Origin of the sequence: Maribellus maritimus, from assembly GCF_022267315.1 — a bacterium.
GTDB classification, from domain to species: Bacteria; Bacteroidota; Bacteroidia; order Bacteroidales; family Prolixibacteraceae; genus Draconibacterium; species Draconibacterium maritimum.
Window position 1 is genome coordinate 1 of record NZ_JAIKLE010000061.1, and the last position, 23,178, is coordinate 23,178.

26 protein-coding genes are annotated in these 23,178 nt (G+C 37.4%); 5 read left to right on the forward strand and 21 right to left on the reverse strand.

Annotation, left to right across the window (positions count from 1 at the left end):
• From K5G00_RS27330 to K5G00_RS27355, 6 genes are all read right to left on the reverse strand, one after another.
• Positions 1-205, reverse strand: a 205-nt coding sequence (locus K5G00_RS27330; protein WP_238769672.1) for a hypothetical protein, incomplete at its 3' end; no start/stop codon positions are given.
• 133 nt (positions 206-338) lie between these two features.
• On the reverse strand, positions 339-530 hold the full coding sequence (locus K5G00_RS27335) for a cold-shock protein (RefSeq protein ID WP_158869277.1): 192 nt from the start codon (positions 528-530) through the stop codon (positions 339-341).
• Between the two features lie 17 nt (positions 531-547).
• Positions 548-853 carry an RNA recognition motif domain-containing protein gene (locus K5G00_RS27340; RefSeq protein WP_158869278.1) on the reverse strand — a complete coding sequence of 102 codons (306 nt, stop codon included), beginning with the start codon at positions 851-853 and terminating at the stop codon, positions 548-550.
• Between the two features lie 31 nt (positions 854-884).
• Positions 885-1,127 (reverse strand): cold-shock protein, encoded by a 243-nt coding sequence (locus K5G00_RS27345; RefSeq protein WP_238769673.1) that lies wholly within the window; start codon positions 1,125-1,127, stop codon positions 885-887.
• 196 nt (positions 1,128-1,323) lie between these two features.
• Positions 1,324-2,442 (reverse strand): DEAD/DEAH box helicase, encoded by a 1,119-nt coding sequence (locus K5G00_RS27350; RefSeq protein ID WP_238769674.1) that lies wholly within the window; start codon positions 2,440-2,442, stop codon positions 1,324-1,326.
• A 112-nt stretch (positions 2,443-2,554) separates the two neighbouring features.
• Positions 2,555-3,625 (reverse strand): NAD(P)H-dependent flavin oxidoreductase, encoded by a 1,071-nt coding sequence (locus K5G00_RS27355; RefSeq protein WP_238769675.1) that lies wholly within the window; start codon positions 3,623-3,625, stop codon positions 2,555-2,557.
• 347 nt (positions 3,626-3,972) lie between these two features.
• Here K5G00_RS27355 and K5G00_RS27360 point away from each other — a divergent pair, with 347 nt between their 5' ends.
• Positions 3,973-4,320: a helix-turn-helix domain-containing protein gene (locus tag K5G00_RS27360; RefSeq protein WP_238769676.1), complete on the forward strand. Its 348-nt coding sequence runs from the start codon at positions 3,973-3,975 to the stop codon at positions 4,318-4,320.
• A gap of 6 nt (positions 4,321-4,326) precedes the next feature.
• A complete protein-coding gene (locus K5G00_RS27365; RefSeq protein WP_238769677.1) occupies positions 4,327-4,617 on the forward strand; it encodes a helix-turn-helix domain-containing protein in 291 nt (96 codons plus the stop codon).
• Between the two features lie 75 nt (positions 4,618-4,692).
• Here the strand turns inward: K5G00_RS27365 and K5G00_RS27370 are convergent, their stop codons facing one another.
• From K5G00_RS27370 to bla, 14 genes are all read right to left on the reverse strand, one after another.
• Positions 4,693-4,998 (reverse strand): hypothetical protein, encoded by a 306-nt coding sequence (locus K5G00_RS27370; protein WP_238769678.1) that lies wholly within the window; start codon positions 4,996-4,998, stop codon positions 4,693-4,695.
• Between the two features lie 270 nt (positions 4,999-5,268).
• Positions 5,269-6,126, reverse strand: coding sequence for an RteC domain-containing protein (locus tag K5G00_RS27375; protein WP_238769679.1), 858 nt, complete (start codon positions 6,124-6,126; stop codon positions 5,269-5,271).
• Positions 6,127-6,328: 202 nt separating this feature from the next.
• On the reverse strand, positions 6,329-7,096 hold the full coding sequence (locus K5G00_RS27380) for a LytR/AlgR family response regulator transcription factor (RefSeq protein WP_238769680.1): 768 nt from the start codon (positions 7,094-7,096) through the stop codon (positions 6,329-6,331).
• Entirely contained in the window at positions 7,077-8,144 is a 1,068-nt protein-coding gene (locus K5G00_RS27385) for a sensor histidine kinase (protein ID WP_238769681.1), read from the reverse strand. The genes K5G00_RS27380 and K5G00_RS27385 overlap by 20 nt, the downstream gene beginning before the upstream one ends.
• Positions 8,145-8,227: 83 nt before the next feature.
• Positions 8,228-9,160 carry an extracellular catalytic domain type 1 short-chain-length polyhydroxyalkanoate depolymerase gene (locus K5G00_RS27390; protein ID WP_238769682.1) on the reverse strand — a complete coding sequence of 311 codons (933 nt, stop codon included), beginning with the start codon at positions 9,158-9,160 and terminating at the stop codon, positions 8,228-8,230.
• A gap of 10 nt (positions 9,161-9,170) precedes the next feature.
• On the reverse strand, positions 9,171-9,542 hold the full coding sequence (locus K5G00_RS27395; protein ID WP_238769683.1) for a hypothetical protein: 372 nt from the start codon (positions 9,540-9,542) through the stop codon (positions 9,171-9,173).
• A gap of 125 nt (positions 9,543-9,667) precedes the next feature.
• A complete protein-coding gene (locus K5G00_RS27400) occupies positions 9,668-10,978 on the reverse strand; it encodes an outer membrane protein assembly factor BamB family protein (RefSeq protein WP_238769684.1) in 1,311 nt (436 codons plus the stop codon).
• A complete protein-coding gene (locus tag K5G00_RS27405; protein WP_238769685.1) occupies positions 10,975-11,799 on the reverse strand; it encodes a DUF4249 family protein in 825 nt (274 codons plus the stop codon). Before K5G00_RS27405 ends, K5G00_RS27400 begins: the two co-directional genes overlap by 4 nt.
• A gap of 3 nt (positions 11,800-11,802) precedes the next feature.
• The gene (locus K5G00_RS27410; RefSeq protein ID WP_238769686.1) at positions 11,803-14,208 is read right to left on the reverse strand and encodes a TonB-dependent receptor; all 2,406 of its coding nucleotides are present in this window, start codon (positions 14,206-14,208) and stop codon (positions 11,803-11,805) included.
• A gap of 20 nt (positions 14,209-14,228) precedes the next feature.
• On the reverse strand, positions 14,229-14,813 hold the full coding sequence (locus tag K5G00_RS27415; RefSeq protein WP_238769687.1) for a DUF6515 family protein: 585 nt from the start codon (positions 14,811-14,813) through the stop codon (positions 14,229-14,231).
• Positions 14,814-14,849: 36 nt separating this feature from the next.
• The gene (locus K5G00_RS27420) at positions 14,850-15,476 is read right to left on the reverse strand and encodes a porin family protein (RefSeq protein WP_238769688.1); all 627 of its coding nucleotides are present in this window, start codon (positions 15,474-15,476) and stop codon (positions 14,850-14,852) included.
• A gap of 254 nt (positions 15,477-15,730) precedes the next feature.
• Entirely contained in the window at positions 15,731-16,141 is a 411-nt protein-coding gene (locus K5G00_RS27425; RefSeq protein WP_238769689.1) for a MarR family winged helix-turn-helix transcriptional regulator, read from the reverse strand.
• A gap of 117 nt (positions 16,142-16,258) precedes the next feature.
• Positions 16,259-16,666 carry a cupin domain-containing protein gene (locus K5G00_RS27430; RefSeq protein ID WP_238769690.1) on the reverse strand — a complete coding sequence of 136 codons (408 nt, stop codon included), beginning with the start codon at positions 16,664-16,666 and terminating at the stop codon, positions 16,259-16,261.
• A gap of 245 nt (positions 16,667-16,911) precedes the next feature.
• A complete protein-coding gene (gene bla / locus K5G00_RS27435) occupies positions 16,912-17,817 on the reverse strand; it encodes a class A beta-lactamase, subclass A2 (protein ID WP_238769691.1) in 906 nt (301 codons plus the stop codon).
• 190 nt (positions 17,818-18,007) lie between these two features.
• Here bla and K5G00_RS27440 point away from each other — a divergent pair, with 190 nt between their 5' ends.
• Genes K5G00_RS27440 through K5G00_RS27450 form a run of 3 tightly spaced genes read left to right on the forward strand, consistent with a single transcriptional unit; the run spans position 18,008 to position 20,378 of the window.
• Positions 18,008-18,529, forward strand: coding sequence for a hypothetical protein (locus tag K5G00_RS27440; protein WP_238769692.1), 522 nt, complete (start codon positions 18,008-18,010; stop codon positions 18,527-18,529).
• A 42-nt stretch (positions 18,530-18,571) separates the two neighbouring features.
• A complete protein-coding gene (locus K5G00_RS27445) occupies positions 18,572-19,177 on the forward strand; it encodes an RNA polymerase sigma factor (RefSeq protein ID WP_238769693.1) in 606 nt (201 codons plus the stop codon).
• Positions 19,155-20,378 (forward strand): outer membrane beta-barrel protein, encoded by a 1,224-nt coding sequence (locus K5G00_RS27450; protein ID WP_238769694.1) that lies wholly within the window; start codon positions 19,155-19,157, stop codon positions 20,376-20,378. Before K5G00_RS27445 ends, K5G00_RS27450 begins: the two co-directional genes overlap by 23 nt.
• A gap of 22 nt (positions 20,379-20,400) precedes the next feature.
• Here K5G00_RS27450 and K5G00_RS27455 read toward each other — a convergent pair.
• Positions 20,401-23,178 (reverse strand): helicase-related protein (locus tag K5G00_RS27455; RefSeq protein ID WP_238769695.1); only part of this gene is annotated, 2,778 nt, incomplete at its 5' end.

Consider the following 23,178-nt stretch of genomic DNA (forward strand, 5'->3'; position numbering starts at 1 on the left):
TGTTCGAAGTTTCGATTCCTGGTAAATACTTCCGCTCAAATTTGCTAAGGCATTCATCGTAATCTTTTATCCGACCGGAAACATATTCAACGTTTTTAATTGGTTCGATTAGCTTTGTGAATAATGCCAACGCCGAATTGTAAAATTCAAGATTGGAATCGTAATAGCTTTTGAATTCATTTATTTTTAAATCGATATCTGACATAAAACGGGTTGACGTGTAAGCATGTATTCCCACTCAAAAGGGACTAAAATCTGTCATCAATTCAACCTCAAAACAGTTGAAAAAAACAAAAAATCCCGCATAACACGGGATTTGAATCTATGTGTATTGCGAATTAAACTCGTTTAACATTTACAGCATTTAATCCTCTTTGTCCCTGTTGTAACTCAAAGCTTACTTCATCGGTTTCCTTCACAAAATCTATCAGTCCTGATGAATGGACAAAATACTCTTTTTCAGAATTTGCATCTTTGATAAAACCAAATCCTTTTGTTTCATTAAAAAACTTAATTGTTCCTTTATTCATGTTATTCTTTTAAAATATTAATAACGTCTTCTATTAAATCCTCCGCCACCTCGATTGTTTTGACCGCCACTGTTTCTATCGGTTCTGGGACGGGCAACATTTACATTAATCGTTTTGCCTTCAAACTCGGTTTCGTTCAATTCTTCAATGGCCTTTTGTCCCTCAGTTTCATTAGGCATTTCGACAAACCCGAAACCACGAGAATCTCCTGTGAATTTGTCCATAATAACGTTTGCGGATGTTACTTCTCCAGATTCCGCAAATAATTCTTTTAAGCTTTCACTTGTTGTGTTGTAGCTTAGATTTGAAACATAAATATTCATTTTATTTTATTTAAATGTGAATAATAATCTATTATTGAACCGGCCTGATTGTTATAGCAATCGTTCCCCAGTCTCCACTATCCAGTTCAAAAGAAACGATGATTCCTTCGTTTATATCGGGAAAAGCATCGGTAACATAAAAAAAGTATTTTTCGCCACTGATGGTGTCTTTAATAAAGCCGTAACTTTTGTTTTTATTAAAATTCTCTACACGACCTTTCAACATTACCATCTTCTTTATTTTGTTTTTTATATAGAAACTGTAATATTCCATGTGGATTTCCGGTTTGTTTTCCGGCCTTGGTAATTCTCAGGTAGTAATACCGTTTTCATCTATACAAGAGATAATCTCGCTCAAAGATCCGTGTCTTGTCTTTTCTTTCTTTTTTGTGCTCTTTTTATCTAGTTCTTTTTTGTTAAAAAATTAATGATCTACCCATTCATATTTTTATAGTGTTATGTCTTTTTATTTAAACCAATACCGGGTTTAATTTTTTCCCGGTTAGCCGTTGTATATTCCGAACCATTATATGTTCGTCCTGAGAATAAAATGAAAGTGCCGTTCCGCGTTGTCCTGCACGTCCGGTACGTCCGATTCTATGTACATATGTTTCGGGCACATCAGGCAAATCGTAATTTATTACGAGTTCCAGATTGGCAATGTCAATCCCCCTGGCAGCGATATCGGTCGCAACAATCACACTTGTTCGTCCTGATTTAAAATTCGATAATGCTCTTTGCCGTGCAACCTGCGATTTGTTTCCATGTATGGCTTCGCATTCAATACTGCTGTTGTTCAGTACTCTTGCAATTTTGTCAGCACCGCGTTTGGTACGCGAAAAAATTAAAACCGACTTGTTCAAATCCTGCTTTAATAGCGAAATCAAAAGTTGGTTCTTTTTCTGTCTTTCCACATAATACAAATGTTGCTCAATCATGTCGGTAGCAGAAGATACCGGAACAATTCTTACTGTAACCGGATTCTGCAAAATCGATTTCGAAAGTTTACTGATTGCCGACGGCATTGTAGCCGAGAAGAACTGTGTTTGTTTCTGTTTTGGCAACATTGGCAACAAACGTTTTATATCGTGAATAAAGCCCATGTCAAGCATGCGGTCGGCTTCATCCAACACAAAATGCCGGATGTGATCGAGCGAAATGTGCTTTTGGTTGATCAGGTCGAGTAGCCGTCCGGGGGTAGCTACCAAAATATCTACTCCGCGTCTTAGTTTATCTACCTGTTGTTTTTGGTTTACGCCACCAAAAATAACCGCTTGCCGAAGATTTGTATATTGCGAATAATCCCAAAAGCTTTCGCCAATTTGTATGGCTAATTCCCTGGTTGGAGTAAGTATTAATGCTTTTATCTCTCTTCTTCGCCCGCTAAACGGAGCTTCTTCTAACTGTTGTATAATCGGAATTGCAAAAGCTGCTGTTTTTCCCGTACCTGTTTGGGCAATTCCGAGCAAGTCTCCACCCTTTAGGGCAGTGGGAATGGCCTTCTCCTGGATAGGAGTAGGATTTTCGTATTTTTTGTTTGTCAGAGCTTTTAGTATTGGCTCTGAAATATTTAATTCTTTAAATGTCATACTTTAATTTGCTGTCTTCATTACAGCATTTATTATTAATTACTAATTCGAGTGAAATATGCGGGGCATCCTGGATCATGAGTCCGCCAAGATATCACGTATAGCAATAAAGCTATATTTCGTTAGTTGATAATCTTTTTTGCGCATCAGCAAACTCTTTTTTAAGTTGTTGTACCACTTCCTTAACACTACTGATTTTTTCTGCCAGGTAAGCGTTGGCTCCTGCAAATGCATAGCCTTTATTCATATTTCCTTTTGCTGCATTATAAAGTGCCATAATAATGCAATAAGGACTTTTTGTATAGTCGCATGTTTTTATGCACTGAAACGGGCATTTCTTTGGGCGTTCTTTTCCTTCGTTTACACTTCGGATAAAATTACCATTCAGGGCGCGACCGGGCATCCCTACCGGACTTTGAATGATCATTGTATCTTTTTGTGATGAGCTTACATAAGATTGCTTGAATAATTGTGACGCATCGCATTCCTGCGTGGGAACAAATAAACTGCCAATTTGCACTGCGGCAGCACCAAGTTTCATAATTTTCAATACATCTTTGCCTGTTGTGATTCCTCCTGCTGCTATAACCGGAATTACTTTTTTGTAATTGTACGCCGATGCAACTGATACTACCTCGGGAACCAACTTTTCGAGTGAATAGTTCTCGTCTTCAATCTGCTCCCTTTTAAATCCAAGATGTCCACCCGCTTTTGGCCCTTCTACCACAAGAGCATCCGGGAGATAATTATAATTGGACAACCATTTTTGGCAGATAATTTTGGCAGCCCGGGCTGACGAAACAATCGGAACCAGTAGTGTTCTACTTTCTTCAGTTAAATAGGATGGCAAGTCTAACGGCAAACCTGCTCCTGAGAATATTACATCTGCTTTTTCTGCGATTGAGGTTCGAACCATATCGGCAAAATTCGATAAGGCTACCATTATATTTACACCGATTGTTCCCTTAGTTAATTCACGTGCTTTTCGTATTTCTTCTTTTAAACCCCAAATACTATCTTTTAAATAATCAGCGGGCGATTGTTTGTATAGCAATCCCAAGCCGGCGCTTGATATTACGCCAATTCCTCCTTCGTCCGCAACTGCTGAAGCCAGTCCCGATAGAGAGATACCTACACCCATTCCCCCCTGAATAACAGGGAGCCGAATTTCTTTATCTCCCAAGAAAAATGATTTTATCATATATAATACAAGTGTGTCACGAACATTGTGAAGCACACTTCGCGACTTGTTAATCTAAACAAGAAAGTTGATTTTGATGTCGAATTGACGATGGGAAGGTTCGCCGACAGAGAGCGAAACAAAGCATTGCTTTAGACGATTTCAATAAAAACCTGATTGTCAAGGTTGCGAAGGTATGAAATAATATTGATACGGAAATACATTTTTGTTATTTTAACATGTGTTGTATACCAACAAGATAATAATCAAAAAATATTTTTACCAAGTTGGGAAAAGGTTGGGAAACAAAGTTTTTGAAAGGTGTAATCTTTGTTTCAAATACTTGAATTATGGAAGTAATTACATTTGAAAGTAAGGCTTATCAAGACCTTGTTCAGAAAATAGAAAACATTGCAGACTATGTTACTAAAAACAAATTGGATGCTACTCCGAAAACAGAAGTCTGGCTTAACAGCAATGAAGTGGCCGATTTATTAAATATTAGTATTAGAACCCTCCAAAGGTTAAGAGACGACAACATGATTAGTTATACCATGTTACGAGGCAGATGTCTTTATAAACTCACCGACATTGAAAAATCACTTCAGGAAAGAATAATTCCTACAGACCAAAGAACACTTGACAGATTACGGAATCAGCATGTGGCTGGAAGCATTTTCAATTGTCAGGACAAATAGCAAGACATGTATATTGACCAGAAATATTTCGATTCATGGATGCAACGTCTTCTTAGCCAGGTTGAGCTTATCCAAAGAAAAATTGATAAGTTGGGGAATAATGACAATGTCATCAACGATGAAGTTTTACTGGATAACCAGGATTTATGTCTTCTCCTGAAAGTCAGCAAAAGAACCCTTCAACGTTTTCGCAGCTCAGGAAAGCTCCCGTATAAAAGAATCGGGAAGAAAACTTATTATATAGAATCCGATGTACACAAATTCATTCAAAAAGGGTTCAGTTCATTTTCTGAATAAAGAAAATTCTTGAAGTTGACTATCCCCGTGGCAAAGCCTCGGGGAATTATTTAGATTAAATTGATTTTCAGAGAATCAATGGCCTTCAAAAACCATATCCTTATTAAAAATCCCGATAATGCCTCTTAATCTCCACCAACTTCGGGCATTCCTCATTTTTCTTTCCTGGCAAAGCCTGTGATGTTCTCTCAGTAAATCGAGTTCTTTTTCCGGTAAATCTTCAATTATTTGGATTTGTTTCTCGACGGAGGCTAATTTCCAGTATTCAACGAATGGGCAATCAGGTTCTACTTTTTTGAACGGGCATTTGGTGAAAGGGATAACTAAATCGGCGTATTTGATCTTTCTCTCTGTAAAATAAATATAACAAGTATTTTTCATCTTATTGATTTTAACCAAAAAGAATGCGTGGAACAACGCTAACTGTACCAAGGCATCGCCAGACGCCCATACCACAAATCAGAGTGCCCCACGCAAATACGCGGGCGCTCACTTAGTATTCCTGTGGTATTAAAAACTGGCGATTTTTGGTACAAGAATAAAAGCTTACGCTTATATCTTAATATTTTAGCCTCTAGGAGGAATCATTTCCGTTCCTCCCACAAAGATAGTTTAAAAATAAAAATGTGATTACCATCTCAATTTTAATAATTAATTCAACGCATCTAAATCATCCAGCCTGTTTATTAAGGCTGTTTTTAATTCGGTCAAGAACTTTGCCTTTTCTCTTTTTCTATCTTTTATATCAACAAATGCCCTATATGCCTTAAACAGCTTAATATCAAACATAAATTCGAAATATTCAATAAGTTCATTTATATGAACCCGCCCGTTATTAATACAGCTTAAACAGTGTAAAGCATATATCAACTCTACCAATGCAACTTTTGACGCAGTCCAGGTCATTTTAAAATTTATTCCATTGGGTTTAAGTGTTGCCCAAATGTTTCGTTCATCTTTTAGTAGGCTAATTTCATTCTCCAGATACTTTCCGTATTGTTCGTAAGCCATAAAGTATGCTACAGTTTCGTCTCTTATTGTTGCAAATTGAGGATCAGCCAAATATTGTATATTTTTGGACCCGATGAAAATGTAATTATCATTTCTGACAAAATATTTTTCATCCATGCAGGTTTGGTTTGTTGTATAATAATGGTAAAACTCCTTATTATTATTTATAAATTCATGAATTTTCCGAATTTCATTATTTAGCATTTTCAACATGAGTTTCCTGTGAGTCAAAAGCTTATAATCTTCCATCCTCAATAATTCATTATAAAAAATCAATTTGCTAAAAATTTGTGGCTTAATTGTTTTGAAAAAGTTTATCTCTTCTTCAACATTGTTAAAATCATTCTGAAGCACATATTTTCTCAATTCAAGGAATGCAAGTTGGCACAATCCAACTGATTTTTCGGCCATCGTCTTTTTGTCGAGCGATCGATTTTTTAAGGATTCCAGTTCTTCCTCAAGTTTCTCTAAAATTGTATCCGGGAAAAAAACATTCATGAAAATTTATAGTATCATTAAATTAAAATCATATAAAAGGCAGAATAACAGCACTTCTTAAAACTCAAAAAGGCATTTTATCTATCATTATATTTCATCTAAACTTTATTAACCATTTTAATTGTAACGTTGTATGTGTTTTTTGTATTAATTAATTTAGTATGCCTTTCTATTTTGTATGAGAATTGAGTTTTAGCATAACCTAATATTTCAATTTTAACCAACCTTTAAAATCACTTGCTCTTGCTTTACTTATTAATACCTTTTCTTTGGGGAAGGGAAAAAGTTTAACCAACAAACGACCATTGAAGTAGAATTCTATTTCTTTTATAGCTTTTCGGTTAATTAAATATTGCCTGTTTGCCCTGTAGAATGTGGCAGAATCCAAAACATCAGTAAGTTCTTCAAGACTTTTTTGCTCCATTATTAAACTTTTCTGGTCAAACTTCATTCCGGTTACAACGCTATCCGAAATTTCAAACCAAGCAAAATCATTTGTGGCTACAGGGACTAATTTATCTTTTACCGGAATCAAAAAATTACTGCTTATATGTTTTTCTTTTTCAAGCATTGAAGTTATCCTTTGAAATACAGATCTGTCAAAATTTGAGTTATTATGAAGCCGGTTATATTTTTGCAAAGCAGTATTGAGTTTTTCCAACCGTATAGGTTTAAGAAGATAATCAACACTGTTCAATTCGAAGGCTTGGATAGCATATTGGTCATAAGCAGTGGTAAAAATTACCGGGACATCAACTTTTACTTCCCTGAAAATTTCAAATGATGAGCCGTCTGAAAGATGAATATCTAAAAAGATCAAATCAATACTATGTTCTTCAGACAAAAATGTAACTGCATCTTCAATATTCTCAATAGTACCGAAAAATTTGGCATCATCAACCAGTTCACGAATCATATTGATTAGCTGAACAGCAGCTCTTTCTTCATCTTCAATTATTAATATCTTCATTGGAAATTAGTGGAATAATTACTGTAAAATTATTGTTTGAACGTTTTATTTCAAGGTTTCTTCCTGACAGATAGTTGCAACGCTGGTTTAAATTGTAAAGCCCTGTTCCTGTAGATGGTTGCTTTTCCTTTTTTTCCTGGAGATTATTGGTTATGGCTAAATTATTTTGTTGAACGTCAATAACTATTTCCAACTTTCTGTTATGTGAAATTACGTTATGTTTTACCGCATTTTCAACTACGACCTGCAGTCCCATCGAAGGCATTAGGTAAGCTAAATATTTCTCATCTATATTGATTTTAAATTTTATCTTATCTCCATATCTGTCTTCCAACATCTGAATATAAGACTCAATAAATGTTATTTCTTCTTTTACAGACGCCCTTTCTTTTTTATTACTTTCAAGAACATACCGAAAAACATCGGACATATTGTTTACGTATGTTGTGGCTTTGGTTTGATCACTTAGGATTAACGAATTAATGGTATTGAAGGAATTAAACAGAAAGTGAGGGTTGATCTGATTTTTAAGTGCTTCATACCGGGCTTCGGCATTGGCTTTTAAAAGAGACTCATTTTCTATTTTGACAAGGTAATTTTTATACAATAAAAAGTAAATATGTGAAATCAGAATCACAAAAATAAATTCCAGAATCAAGTTCAAATTAAATACAAATTGAAACAACCTTTCAAAGGAAAGGGGATCAAAGAGCATCATATGAAGTCTAACCAGCGGGACATCAATTAATACAAACAGAACAGCATTTAACAGAATTCTTTGATAAAATATTCCAAGATTTATAGTTAAAGAAAGGATTTTAATTTTTCGAAATTCCAGATTTAACGTAAAAAAGATTAGAGCGATTAAAAAACTGTAAATTGTTCGAAATCCATAATCCACTAGCCTGTTCTGAATATCAATGTTTGCCTGGCCCAGTTTTAACAATACAAGAGTTCGGGGCAACGTAAACAGTATCGTAATCGCAATAGAACTATATAAGATTAATTTCTTTTTTGACGGAATACTTATTTTATTCTTATATTTCATTGCACAATAATAAAGTCGTTTTTCTCATCGTATAACTAAACAAAAATAAGCAAATTACACCTGTTTACATGTTAGTTAAATATTCAGGGTAACTCATACTGTTGGAAAAAATTACAAATAATTTCGTTGGCATTAATTGCCTTAGAAGGCTCATCAGCCATTGACCTTACTTTTGAACTTCCCGGCCATGCATGGCCACCATCTTTGGTAAGATAATACTGAATAACAAAGTCATTCTCACAATTTGACCATTCTGTTAATGAATATCCTGAATTATCTTCAACAATTTGTGGGTTCATTTCGCAAGCATCGGCCAAAGACCAAACATTCAAAACTGAATCCACAGGTGGAAAATAGTAACCCCAAATTCCAATACCTCCCAGTGGGGGCACTTTTGTATCCAATGTAGAATGTATATGCAATACAGGAACCGGTCGTGAAGGATTGCATGATTGGTTAGTAAGCATTGTCCCGCTAACCACTGCAATTGCGGCAAATTTATCAGAAAGTTCACAAGCTAAGCGATATGTCAACATACCACCATTTGACATCCCGGTTACATAAATTCGTTTAGAATCAATTTTATATTTTGATTCTAAACGGTCAATTAATTCTTTGATAAATTCTACATCATCAATATTATTCTCCATTGCATAGTCACAACAGGTCCCGGCATTCCATGTACGGACTCCTAAAATCCCATCACTTCTTACACCTTCAGGATAAACAACAACGAACTGATTGTCATTAGCAGTCTTCGTAAAACCGTAGTCATTTTCAAATTGATATGCGTCGCCGCCCGTTCCATGTAATGCTATTACTAACGGAAAATTCCGGGATTCATAATAGTTGGGAGGAAGATTTAATAAGTATGTCCGTGCCTTCCTTTCAATACTAATATGATCATAAAACCTTAGTCCTTGTTCAGGAGTTGAGTAACCAGACTGCTCTTCTGAGCAATTAAGAAAAAGCAGTAAAATACATGACAAAAGAGGATAATTAATAAATCTTTTCATTTTACCAATACTAATTACGTCTGTTCTTTAGGAAATCCTCTTTTATTTCTTCCTGAAAATCAATATATATCTTGTACTGTTCTTTTGTCAATACTTGTTTCATTTTCTTATTTTTATCGGTTTTTAGATTTCTGAACGTTTTTAATTTGTCCAATCTGGACTTATTTGAATTCTTTAGTTCAGCCAGTGCTTCAAAATATTTTGTATTAATTTCCTGCACTTTGGGCTCTTGCTCAGCAGTTAAATTCAATTTTTCCTTATAAGCTTCATACCTTGCTTTAGCTTCTTCTTTTTGCTGTTCAGTCAATTTGGATTGAGCAAAGAGATTCATTGATAGTGTAACAAGTAATAATAAAGTTGTAAAAGCAATTTTCTTTTTCATTTTTCTGATTTTTAATTGTTTCCAAATGTTGGTTGAAAGTTACTCTTAAAACAAAAATTTTGTTGAAGAATTTTTTTTAAGAGACCTTTTTCACGGTTAAAGCTGTCAATCCTGAGGTTAAGAATTTAAAAGTCTGTAGATTCAGGACTAAAAGCAAATAGATGGCCATTAAAACTCGGTACATAAACATAACCGCTGCATCCGATTGTAGTACCTACTGTAAAAATGGTTGTTCCGGGTAAATGTTCCCGGTCAATTATTTTCCCGTTAGTTGTGTCAATTACTACTAAATCATTTTGGAAGTCCCTTGTTTTTACAGTTACATAAGCTAAATTACCTGCACATTGGGGAGCAACTCCGCGATTTTGCAAACTGTCGATTTTCCAAATTATCTCTGCATGATTTCCTTTATCGGCGACACATAGTATCGGTGCATTGTTACCTCCGGCAGGTATAATTATCCCATCCGGTGATGTAGACTGGCTTCCGCCTGGTTCATAGCCAATTTCAAAACGCCAGATATTTTCTCCAGTCAACGCATCAACAGCATATAACGCCCCAGCATTATCATTAACATATAATCGTCTGCCATCAAAAGAAAGATCAGGACTGGAGGCACTGCCACCGGGGAGAGATTTGTTTATCCATAACGATTTTAGTTCTGGAACTGGTGATTCAATATATTGCATGGCACGCAAACCTGCTTTATCAGATTCCGGTTCCCAGAATGTGAAAAAAAATCGCCCGGATTTATGATCAAAGGCTAATGTGTTGGCACATGGACAGTCTTTTGTTCCTCTCATACATGCCCTTACATCAGTTTTAATACTATCGGTCAACGAGGAAGTCAGATCAACAGGTTGTAAAATTTGTTCACCTGTTTCCCGGTCAAGAACATAAATACGGCCAATGTGGGTAATAAAAATTAAACGACCGGTTTGCGTAAATTGAGCAGAAAAAGGAAATCCAATGATGGGGGTCTGCCATAGTAGGTTTCCGGTATCATCAAACGCATACATAGCCTCATTGTCAGCAATAAAAATTCGTCCGTTACTGTCAAGTAAGGCTGAAGATGCAACCGCAAAGCGGTTTACCTTCTCTGTACACCAAACTGTTTCACCTGTTTTAAAGTCAATTGCATATAAGTGACAACCTTTCCCGTTGGTTGTAACATAAACCTGTCCCTTTAAATCACTTGTTGGGCCAAGATTGATTGCCCCTTCAAATTTACGCTGCCATGCCAGGTTTAATTTTTTTGCTCCCTGAATAGGCGAATAATCTGTATTTCCGCCATCCGAATGAGACGCGGACCAGCCAAACCCGTAAAACTGATTTCTTTCATTCTTTGTTTTTGATTCTGTTATACCGTCATTTTGTCCAAAAACACGACAAGCAGTAACAATAATTCCAATAACTATAAAAATACGTTTCTTCATCTTTTCTTTACATCAAAAAATATGGTTTTACTTGCAAATGCTGAAAAGATTCCTACTCCATTGGTAATATTGGAATACGGTTCGTTCAGGTTCCGGGAGTCCTGATTTAACGATTCGTACATTAATGCATATTCTTTATTAACATGATAAAGAGTGATTTGGTGCATCCCGTAATTGATAAAGTGCACTAACGGGCGGAGGATAAAATAGTTATCCTGAACAGGCCGCGAAACATATTCAAAGTCGAAATCCAAATTGTCGCTCAGTTCCAGCGGCTCCGGATTTTCTTCAAGGTTTTGGACTGTGATGTAATAATAATCTGAACTACTGTTTTCCCATTCCAGTGTAAGGATTTGAGAAATGTCGTTCAAAAAATCTGGCGTATCGTCCAAATTTTTCCATTGAGTAATAGCAATTTCATCATCGGAAAGTGATGAATTTTTAGGTGCTGATGGCACGGTGGTTTCTCCCCATACCTGCTCCCCATTGTAATTAAATACGAGTTTGTAAGTTTCTCCAGTGATTATCTGTAAATCGTCTCCCGGATAGGAATAGTAACCTGCTTTCCCCTCCACAGGAAGTAAGATGAATTGCTGCTCTCCGGTTTGCAGAAATACCTCGGCATCAGGAATAAATACTTCATCTCCGTCACTTTCAAATGGAATAAATTCTTTTAAAATAATGTCCTTTACAGGCTGGTTGTCAAACAAATAGCCTTCTACTACCGGAAGCGATTCTCCGGCATCATAATCGGGAATATTCTCACATGAAACCCCAAGCAGTACTATCCCTGCAATTAATATGTATTTCAATTTTTTCACAGCTTAAAATTTAAAATTGACAAAAATATTTGGTGTAAACCCGATAAGCGCCACATCAGTTTCCACCATCTCTTCCTCCTGAAACTGGTATTCCTTATACCAGATATTTTCACGGTTATATACGTTGAACAGCGACAACCCAACACTTCCTTCGGCATTGCCCAGCCGCAGGTTGTATTTGGCCGAAAGGTCGAGACGGTGGTAATCGGGGAGGCGGGCACCGTTTTTAGTACCCACATGAATAAATTCGTACATGTGCCCATCTAAGGTGGTAATTTGGTACTTCCCGTCAGGTGCTGTATAGGGTTTTCCGGTTCCGTAAACCCAGGTTCCTCCGAACTCCCATTTACCCACTTTATAGGTCGATACAAAATTTACTTCATGTCTTGAGTCGTGCAGTGCGTAAAATGGCGTATCACTGATAAGGGGAAAGGTATGGACTACCTCACTAAGTGTGTATCCAACCCAACCCGTTAACTTCCCGAATTTTTTCTGTATTAACAATTCCATACCCCGGGACACACCGGTGCCTTCAAAAAAGAACTGTTCGTTTTGTGCTGAACTGGAAGGATTGTTAAAACGAAGTGAAAATTCAGATAAGCCTTCCATATCTTTTTGGAATAAATCTATATTGAACAGCATTTTTGCAGTTTCATAGCTTAGTCCTGCAACGTAATGTTGAGAAAAACTTACCGGATTACTTTCATCATCAGCGAGTAACCAAAAGTCCCGGCTACCTTGCGTGACATCTTCCCGAACAATCCGATTAACAAACTGGTAATAGTGCCCCCAGGCCAGGTTAACCTTTAGTTTCTCTGAAAATTTATATTCCCCGGAAAGACGCGGTTCATAGTACGATTTGTTTGTAATATCATAAAAGCTATATCTAAGGCCTCCGGTTAAAGTAATTTTCGAAGCAATTTTCCACCTATCCTGTAAAAAGACGGCTGCTGTAATACCATCTTTATTCATTCTTATTAAATCCAATGTATCATTAATCAGGTAATTGTAATCGATTAGATTGTAGGTAACCTGAGTCCCAAATTCAAAAGTATGGGCATTGTTTAACTGGTATTTATTGTTAAATCGGAATGTCAAATCGGTTAAATGGTTATCTTCATTCGATCCAAGGACAGAGTTTCTTACAGTATCAGGACGACTGACCGAAATATCGCTTACCCGGTTCCTGTAACTAAAATATTCTGAACCGGAAATGACGAGATTAAAATAGTATTTTGGTGTCCATTGTCTTGCCCAGCGTAAACTTGTGCCTAAATTTCCCCACTTCAGTTCATCAGTTATATCCGTAACTAGCGTTGTTTGATTACCGTCTTTTCCTGTAAAACGGTTTTCGTCTTTCCGGGAGTTATCCAGATTGTCTTTCCCGTTGTAAAAAGAAAGAGAAACAAGATCTTTATCTGAAGGTTTATAACTAAGTTTTGCATTTAAATCATAAAAATAGAATGAAGGTTCCGTTCTGTTTCGTTTTAAAAAAGGTCGTTCATCTGTTTCTTCCTGTTGACCGGAAGATGATGAGTGATTATAAAGATCAAAAACATCATTATAAAATCCGCTTTGGATCATGTCGGTATAAGATCGTCTCCCTGCGATTACAAAATTTAATTTCTCATTGATTGGTACTTCCAGAAATGCATTTGCGCTAATCGCACTAATACCAAAACCACCGCTAATTTCTTTGCTATTTCCCGTTTTTCCGGTAAGTTCCATCACACTTGAAAGCCGTCCACCATATTTGGATTCGAAACCGCCTTTATATAGCTGGACATCTTTGATTGCGTCAGCGTTGAATGCACTGAAGAAACCATAAAAATGATCCACATGATAAACTGTGAAACCATCCAGAAGTACCAGGTTTTGATCCGGGGTTCCCCCTCTTACAAACAAGCCTGAAGAGGCTTCATTTGTTCCGCTTATACCAGGAAGTAATTGAAGAGCCCTGAAAATATCCCGCTCACCAATACCTGGAAGCGATGAAATCTGAGCCGGAGATAAACTAACCTGATTCATATTTTCCGCAACGTCCATCATGGGACTTACATCACCTTTAACAATAACGGCTTCTATTTCCGTAGTCGAAGGAATCATATAAATAGTAACCTGCTGTATGTCAAGGTTTGAATTGAGTTGGAATATCTGCGGATTATATCCTATACAACGGGCTACAAGTTGCAATGTATCTGAAGACACGTCGAACAGGGTAAAATAACCGTCTGCATTTGTAATAGTTCCATTATTACTGTTTTGAACCTGAACAGTTGCAAATGGTAACGTTTCTCCGCTTTCCCAATCTTTTAAAATCCCTGAAACAGTAAAACCGCTTTTTTCATTTTGGGCATATAAGAAAGAAATTCCCAAACTAAAGAAAGTTAAGAATAGTATTTTTTTCATAGTCGATTTTCAGAATTATTTTAGTTTAATTCGACAACCTTATAACCAATGCCATCTTTGTACAAGTCCGTTTTTATTTCTTCGTAACAGACATCATTTAGCACCAGATATTTGCTGTTGTTAATATGTTCAATTTTGTAACCTTCGGGAATGGCATCTACAATAATTCCAACCGGTGGTTTTACAACTATATATTCTTCTGTATTTGCCACAGAGCGATAAAATACTCCATAAAAGTAGAAATAGGGAGTACCTGCGACTACAATTCGAGAATAACCCGTTGGCAAAACACGGATGCGAAGTCCAATTGACGGATGTACAACCACAAAGCCACCAGGCCTCTGGACATAGTAAATTCCACGGTGGTAGTGATATACAGTTCCGCCATACCTGACAACTGTTGTGCGGCCTGGAGCTTTGGTTACCACATAGCCGTAACGTGGCGCATGATAATAAGTCCTTTTAACTACGCGGGGTGAATGTTTGGTTACTACCACTGTTCGTGGTGTAACAACAACCCTTTGGGCATGGGCGTGCATCGTGACACTACTTCCCAATAACCCAACAATGAAAGTCAGCAGACTTAATTTTACGTACTTTTTCATTTTAATTGTTTTCATGAATAAATTTTTAGTTCTGTTTTAAAACTTTTTGAACCTGCTTCGCTGAAAGCAAATCTGAACAGAATGATTTGTGGTATTCCCAAGGAATGCCCGTGAAATGTCGCTGCCTGCAATTTCCTGCAAGCCGTGATAGTAGCGAATTTCCAGAGGTCCGATTTTTACACCAGCAGCAATTCCGTAATCAAAATCATGGATATCCTCACGATAGAAACGGCCGTACCCATAAGCAAAGTCGCCTTCGAAATCAAAATTACCACCAGCTTCAATAGCCACATAAGGCCCAATTTCGATAGAAAAACGCGGTTTGGGTTTTATTCCGAGCATCATCGGAAATTCAAAGTAATTGATGCGATAGCGTACGTCGCCATCGAAATAACCGAAACCGGAATCGTAATTCATGCGGCCTCCTTTCATTGAAAAAGCAACTTCGGGTTTAAAATAAACCGAGGGAGAAAGCTGGAACGAAGGAGCGAGCCCTATATGAAAACCAGTTACAGGGATATGTTGTACCCCTAAACCAGAAGAGAAAAAACTAATGTCGGTTCCGATTTTTATTAGTCCACCCACCCCGGCCAGCCTGTTTTGAGCTTTCAATATTCCTGTACAACACAGGAATATCAGTGTAACAATAAGTTTCGTTTTCATTTTCTTTGTATTGTTTCCGTAACAAATGAAGCACAAAACCAATCGTTTGAAGGAAATTAAGACAGTGAAGCTGACTTATTGAACAGTGAAGCTTCCCCATAAAAGGATGAATCGTTTCAGGGTTAGTGTTCTTACCAAAAATATTTTGAGATAGTGAATACGTTCAAAGGACATGAGGGGTCAAACAACTTGAATATTGGATTATTACCAGTGCGATCTACTGTTATCCCTTAACACCTTTACACAGTTATAGCCTATTGGTTATTGATATTGACGATAATTTTTTCTAATGTATTTATTAATTCCAGATACTCCTTTTCCGAGATTCCTTTCATCGCTTGTTTCCTGAATTCCGTTTGCCTTGTCAGACATTTATGGTAAAGATTTTTTCCTTTTTCTGAAAGATATAAACTGTTTTGATTCTCAATTAAATCCTCCGATTTCAATTTTTGAATTCTGTTTCTTAATGAATCTTCAGATGAGAACTCTTTCATCAAGGCTATTAATTCAGTTTCTCTTTTTCCCGGTTTTGCATATATGGTATGCATGATTTGCCAATCGGTGCGGGTTATTCCAAAGTTTGAATGAATTTTATTGATGTTTTCCGTCAACAAATTATCTGTCTTTTTCAAATAATATCCAATTGGAAGTTTATCTGTCTCCATATTCATTTCACTTTTAGGTTTTGAACAGCTAAAAATTTATCATGCTTTAAATTACAACCTAAAAACATCTTTAGTAATTCGCTTGCTTTAAGGTGAGTTGTTGCCGACAGTTTTTTGTCATTTATTTTCGTCAAACCATTTTACAATCTCCAGCATATTCCTTTCAAACCCGCCCGGAGTGAAAAAATTCAATATGCCTGTTCTCTGGTCGGTTCTGTTGGCAAAATCGTGAATTGTCTTTGCCGGTATTCTGATAAATGTACCTTTATTGGCGTCTATCCATTTATTACCAACGAGTATAGAAGCGGTGCCTTCAAGAATATAAAATACCTCATCATTATCTTCGTGTTGGTGTTGTCCCGGACCATCAGAATTAGGTTCGAGCCACCATTCGGAGATGCTGTATTTTTCATCCGTTTCATTTTCGTCAGCTTTGAAAATAGCAGTCATTGTTCCGCAGTTATAGGTTCGTCCTTGTCCTGCTGATAAAATTAATGCATCACCTTTGTTGTGCTTATGTCTCATTGTTGAATCGTTATGTAATTCTAATCGCTTGTTGTTCTTTTAAGAATGTCAACAAGTCATTCAAAAAGTCACATAATGAAAAAATGTTTATTCATGAAGTTTTGTTCATTGAATTACCCCAAATCTGAAATAAGAACTCTATCTTAAAAATATTGAAACGACATTTTAAGAATTCAAGCTGCAAAAGAAGACATTAAATTTCATCTTACCCGGCAATGTTAGAAATATAGGCCCTGATATTGTTTTTATTGTTTTTTTGAGAAATAATCCCAGGCAGCTTTCGCTATGTCAGAAATAATTTCTTCATTCGTTTCTAAATCTTCCATTGACTGTGTCACAAAAACACTGATGAAAAAATATTTTCCGTCAGGCAGAAAAATAATTCCGATGTCATTCACAGCTGCAGTTATTCCCGTGCTTTCATTTTGTCCCGACCAACCTGTTTTGTGAGCAACAATAGTTTCTTCCGGTAGTTGTCCTTTTAGTCTGTTTTTTCCGGTTTGAGTTGCTTTCATCATCTTCCACACAAAATCATAACTCCTTTGTGAAAGCAAATTTTCTTTGTTTTCATAAAATACTTGCAGGATTCTGTTGGCTTCCTTTGGTGTTGTCCAATTCTGAAATTGTAAATCCCAGTTATTCTGCATTGTTTCTTCGTTGATTTTGATCGCAATGTCTTTAAAGTTGTTTTTTGAGAAATATGTTTCTACAGTTTGAGGTTTTCCGAGTTGTTTTAGCAGAATATCACAACCAACATTATCGCTTAGCGTAATTGTATACTTAAGAATTTCAGCAACTGTAAGAGTTGTACCTTCAGGATATTTTTCTCTTATAGGACTCCAAAGTCCGGGCAAAAGCTCATTCTTTTTGATGTCGATTTTTTGGTCAAAAGAAAAATGACCTTTGTCTATTTCGGCTAACATTGTTAGAGCAATCGGAAATTTGAATACGCTTTGCATTGGAAAATGTTTTGTTCCGTTAATGCTTAACATATCTTTATCATTGACTCCGTTGATCGCAACACCTACGATTGCATTTTTCGAATTTATGATTTGCTCTATGTTTTGTCGTAATGATTCAATAGTTTGTGAATATGTTTGTGTTGTAATCAATAAGACTGTCAGGAATATTGGTAGAATCTGTTTTCCCATTTTACTTTCTGTTAAGCATATTGTTTTGTCTGCAATAACGGCAATCTATCTAAAAAAGTTGTTTTGAGTTATAAATACAGTGGGGAATCTGTTCCCTGGGTGCCTCCACCGAAAAAAAATCACCCTTCCTGTAGCATTTTCTGTTTCCTGGGCGTACTGGTTAGAAATTTAAAATTCTAAAAAAATGAAAATGATGAAACGAATTTGTTTGTTCGCAGTTGTTGCAGGAATAATGCTCACAGGCGCTTCCTGCTCGAAAGACGAAACCAATGGGCCGGATGAATCCAAACTTACAATTGAAAAGGAAAATTACACTTTCCTGAAAAGCGGGAGTTTATATAACGAAGCTGAGAAAGACCGTTCAGAAAACTATTCTTCCCCTTTCGAAATTGAAAATGTTGAACGGACAGGTGATATCATGAATATTACGGTTTCCTTCCCAGCCGGATGTGAAATCAATAAATTTGAAGTTATCTGGGACGGGATGATTATGGAGTCATATCCTGTTCAAACCCGGATATTTATAAAAAGAAACGCCTCCGGCTGTCCCGGTTCAGATGAAATGGAGACCGAAGTCCTGTCGGTCGATTTGGAAGAATTAATTTTTGAAGGTAATGATGCACAGCTACAAGATGCAATTATAATTGTTTCCAATGCGTCGAAAAAGCCGGATACCCAGAATGCAGATGTTCCGGTATCCAACGATAACTAGTCAAAAAATAAAATAATGCCATAACCAACCTTAATTAGGGTTATGGCATCTTTCTGTGAAGAAATACAACTTGGTGTGAAGAACGACAGGAATGAAGAACTGAAGGAAATCATCCGGAATTGCTGCCGAAAGGATAAAAAATCGCAGGAAATGTTGTACAAACAATTTTTTGGGTATGCCCTGAGCATTGCGCTGATTTACACTAAACAGCGCGAAAATGCCATTGAAATTGTGAACGACAGCTTTCTGAAGGTGTTTTCTGACATTTCGAGCTTTGATTCCTCGAAGCCCTTTAAAGCCTGGTTCCGTAAAATTGTAGTCAACACCGCTATAGATAAGTTTCGCCGGGAACGCAAAAATGTATTTTTTGATGAAAAAGATTCGCTTCACATCGCTGACCATCAAACGAATATTATTAGCGACCTCACTGCAGATGATTTGATGAATCTGATGAACCAGCTACCTGATATACAGAAAATAATATTTATCCTGTACGAAATAGAAGGGTTTAGCCATGAAGAAATTAGCCAAAAGCTACATATACCAGCCAGCTCATCGAGAGTATATTTGACCCGTGCGAAAAAAAAACTACGAGACCTGTTTCAACTCTATTTTAACATACATCATGAACGATTGGGAAACAGATAAGAAAATAGCCGAATGGATTCGGGGTGTTATGGAAGAAAGGGAAGAAAAATATATTCCCGGTTCATGGGAAAATTTTGTCCGCTCCCGGAAAAAAAAGCAGCGAATAGTTTTTATGAGGTTCATATCAGGAGCGGCAGCGGGTTTATTGGGTATTTGGTTAATCTTTCAGTTTTTTGTTCCTGAAATGGAGCAAGATCTGGTTGAAACAAATTACAAAACACCTGAAGAATCTGAACATCTCAACGAATCAACTGAAAAAGGAATTACTTCAGTTCAGACTCCGTCTCTTTCCGGTCAAACAACTCGGAATATTGAACCCACTCAATCTGACAAATCAGGGGAAACCAAAACAGAGAGCGCTTCAGAGACGAGAGTCGACCATGTGGGAAAATTTCCGGAGATAGCTTTTGATGAAACTACTATTTTGCTGGATAGTGTACAAAGTGAGATTTATGAAGAACCTGATTTTTCTGATACTTTGTTTTTGGCAGACGAAAAAAACAGGCTCGATTCTGAAAAACACACTGCCGTTTTAACTAATGATACGGATATTGTGCAGACCAATCCGAAAAAACAACGGACAGGACATAAAGTGCGGTTTGGAATTTATTTTTCACCGGGATTTAATTCAATGTCAGGCAATTCGGCGTTGGCTTTTTCGGGGGGAATCAGTGCGGATTTTAGGCTGTCACGTGCGCTTTTTGTTTCCACGGGTATCCAGGCAGAACAACAGAATCTGCTCAGGCAGGAACCAAACTATGAATTCATGGGCATTGATAATCAAACTACAGCTAATCTGTTATGTCTCGATATTCCTTTGAACCTCACCTGGAAATTTTCCAAACAACAGTCGACCAGTTACTATGTTTCGGGAGGAATTTCATCGCTGGCTTATCTGGATGAGGATTATAAAAATAAAACAACAACTCAGGAACTGATTGAAGTAGTGAAAGAAGTAAACGGGCAGGAAACAGTGGAATACGAGGTGGTAACCAAAGAAACAGAAACCTGGAAGTCAGTACCGCCATTGCAGACTTTCAATTTTGCCGGCAGGCTCAACCTTATGGTTGGTATGGAACAAAAAATCACCCCAAAGTTGCACATTCACATAGAGCCCTATGTAAAAATCCCACTATCAGGGCTTGGTGCACAAAATCTCAGGTTTACTACCAGCGGCCTGCAATGCAAATTATCTTTTTAATGAAGAACATAGCATATAGCAGCTATATTTTGTAGTTATTTTTCGCTTCAGCCACTTCAACAACTTTCTTTTCTGTTTCGGATTGAAAATTCTGGGAGGTAACTGGATGGTTTTGTGTCTGTGCGGAATTCTCTCCAATTGTCATTTGAATTTTCCTGTCCAGGGCAGCCAAATCAGTTTTCAGTTTTCTGAGTTCATCTTCTTTCTTCCATCGGCTATTTACAACTTCTTCAAAAACTGGTATGTCTTTGGAAGTTTTTTCTATAAGTCTTTCGTGATTATCCATTAAAAATGGAATACGTTCCAGCGCCTTCAAGAAACTGGTTGACGCCAGTTTCAGGTCTTTGGCAATATGACCATTGTTGTATGTATATTTTATTCCACTCTCTCCTTCCACAAAAAAGCGGTTCTCTTTAAAATCAAAACCATCCTTCATACTCGCTTCTGTTTTAACAAGAATATTGAATCCATACAGGCCCCCGATTTTTCTGTATTCCTCATTGGTTCGGACTCTTTCGTTAATTTCATTCAATTTTGTTCCAATAGCTTTTGGTTCGAATCCTTTTACTCCATCCAGATGAACCGGATTTAAGATATTTCCAGTGTTATCAGTCTGAACTCTGTTGTTGAGTAAGTCCAAGTCCATTTGCATCCGGGAAACCGTTTCTTGATTTGTGTCAATACTCTGTTGAATATCCTCCAACCGGAATCGGGCTGATGATTTACTCCGGTTAAAAGCCTGCCGTTCGCTTTCCAGTGCAGTGATTTGTTTCTCCAGTTTAGCTTTTTCCAATAAATCAGTATTCCCGGAGAGAATAGCGACATATTCGGAGAAGTTCATGCCTGATTTTTCATCCAGACTGCCTTCGTCAATGGTTCTTTTTCCAAGGCTGTTTGTTTTTAGCTGACTAATGAATAACTGCTTATTTTGCAAAAGGTTGAATTTATAGGAATCCAGGCTCTTCTCAACAGCATAAATAATTACATCTACTTTATTATCAGCAAAGAACTTGGCAATCTCATTACCTTTCCGAATAGCCCTGCCTTCTCTTTGCTCCAAATCCGATGGTCGCCAGGGAGAATCCAGATGATGAATGGCAACTGCACGTTTTTGCGCATTTACTCCCGTTCCCAACATTTCAGTCGAACCGAACAGTACACGGATACGGCCTTCGTTCATCGCCTCAATAATGTTCTTCCTAGCCTTTTCGGTTTTAGCTTCCTGGATAAACCGTATTTCATGGGGCGGGACACGGTGGTCTTCAACAAGCTTTCGTTTTATTTCACTGTAGGGTGTCCACTCTCCGGGTTTGTAAGTTCCCAAATCAGAAAAGACAAACTGGGTTCCTTTGTAATCGTTGTACTGTTTGTAATAGGAAGCAATCCGGGCAGCGCAATGCGAAGCTTTGTTATCCAGGTGGTCGTCATAACGCGGGCTTATCATCCGCATGTCCAGGCTCATTTTTCGGGCATAATCAGTTGCAATCAGCATTTTTGCTTTTTCCTCTTGTTCGGAGAGTGGTGCCCTTCCCAGAATTGTTGCATCACCGTTTTTGGCAAATGCTACCAGTTTTTGTATAAAAGCTTCCTGTTGCGGTGTCGGTGGAATATTATGCAGAACCTCTGCCTTTTCTGGCCGGTCAATGCCAATATCTTTTGCTGTCCGGTAATCGGTAATTTCGTTGTAAAAGGCTGCCAGTTCCGGCACTTTAATAAAATACCGGAAGCGTTCTTTCTGTACGATTTCATTGGTTACTGAAAATTCATAGTCAGTGGTCTTTTTTGCATAAACGGCAGCCCAGGCATCAAAGGTTTTTATCTGCTGACGTTCCAATTCTTTTGGCCGGAGGTATTTAAACAAAAGAAATAGCTCTGTGAGAGAATTGGATATGGTTGTACCAGACAAAAAAGTCGCTCCCAAATCTTTGCCTGTCCGTTCCTGAATGGTACGAATAGCAAACAGCATATTCAGTGCACGCTGACTGCCCTGAGGATTTCCCATTCCTGCAACTCTGTCGTGACGGGTATTGAACATCAGGTTTTTAAACCGGTGGCTTTCATCCACAAAAAGATGGTCTATTCCCATCATTTTAAAATCCACAACATCGTCTTTCCTGTCTTCAATATCATGGGTGATGGATTTCAATTTTACTTCAAGATTTTGCTGCCGCTTAATCAATCCTTTCAGCATCCCTCGTGAAACTTCGCCTCCCTGCTTCCTGACAATATCCAGGTTTTCTTCCACGCTGTCCAGTTCTGCCTGTAAAATCTGCTTTTGTACTTCGGGTGATTGGGGTATCATTCCAAACTGTTCGTGGGTCAGAATGATGGCATCCCAGGAATTGTTTTTGATTTCATTGAAAATCTTTACCCGTTTTGCCGGGCTAAAATCCTGTTTCCCAGGATAAAGGATTTTGGCATGTGGATAAGCTGTTCTGAATGTCTGGGAGATTTCATGGATGTTGGCTTTTAATCCAACTATCATAGGCTTATTTGCCAGTTGCAAACGTTTCATTTCATAAGCGCCACAGCACATAATCAATGTTTTACCGGAACCAACTTCATGGTCGCAGATACCACCTCCGTTTTGTTTCAACATCCAGATAGCGTCTTTCTGGCTGGAATACAGGTTCGGTATTCCCAGTGCTTTCAAATCAAGTCTGGGAAATATCTGGTGTGAACCATCGTACTTTGGGCGCACATAACAGTTGTAGGTTGAATTGTACAAACTCGTCAGGTTTTGTTTGAACTCCGGACTTTGTTCATTCAGCCAGTCGGTAAAACCGTTTCGTATTTCATC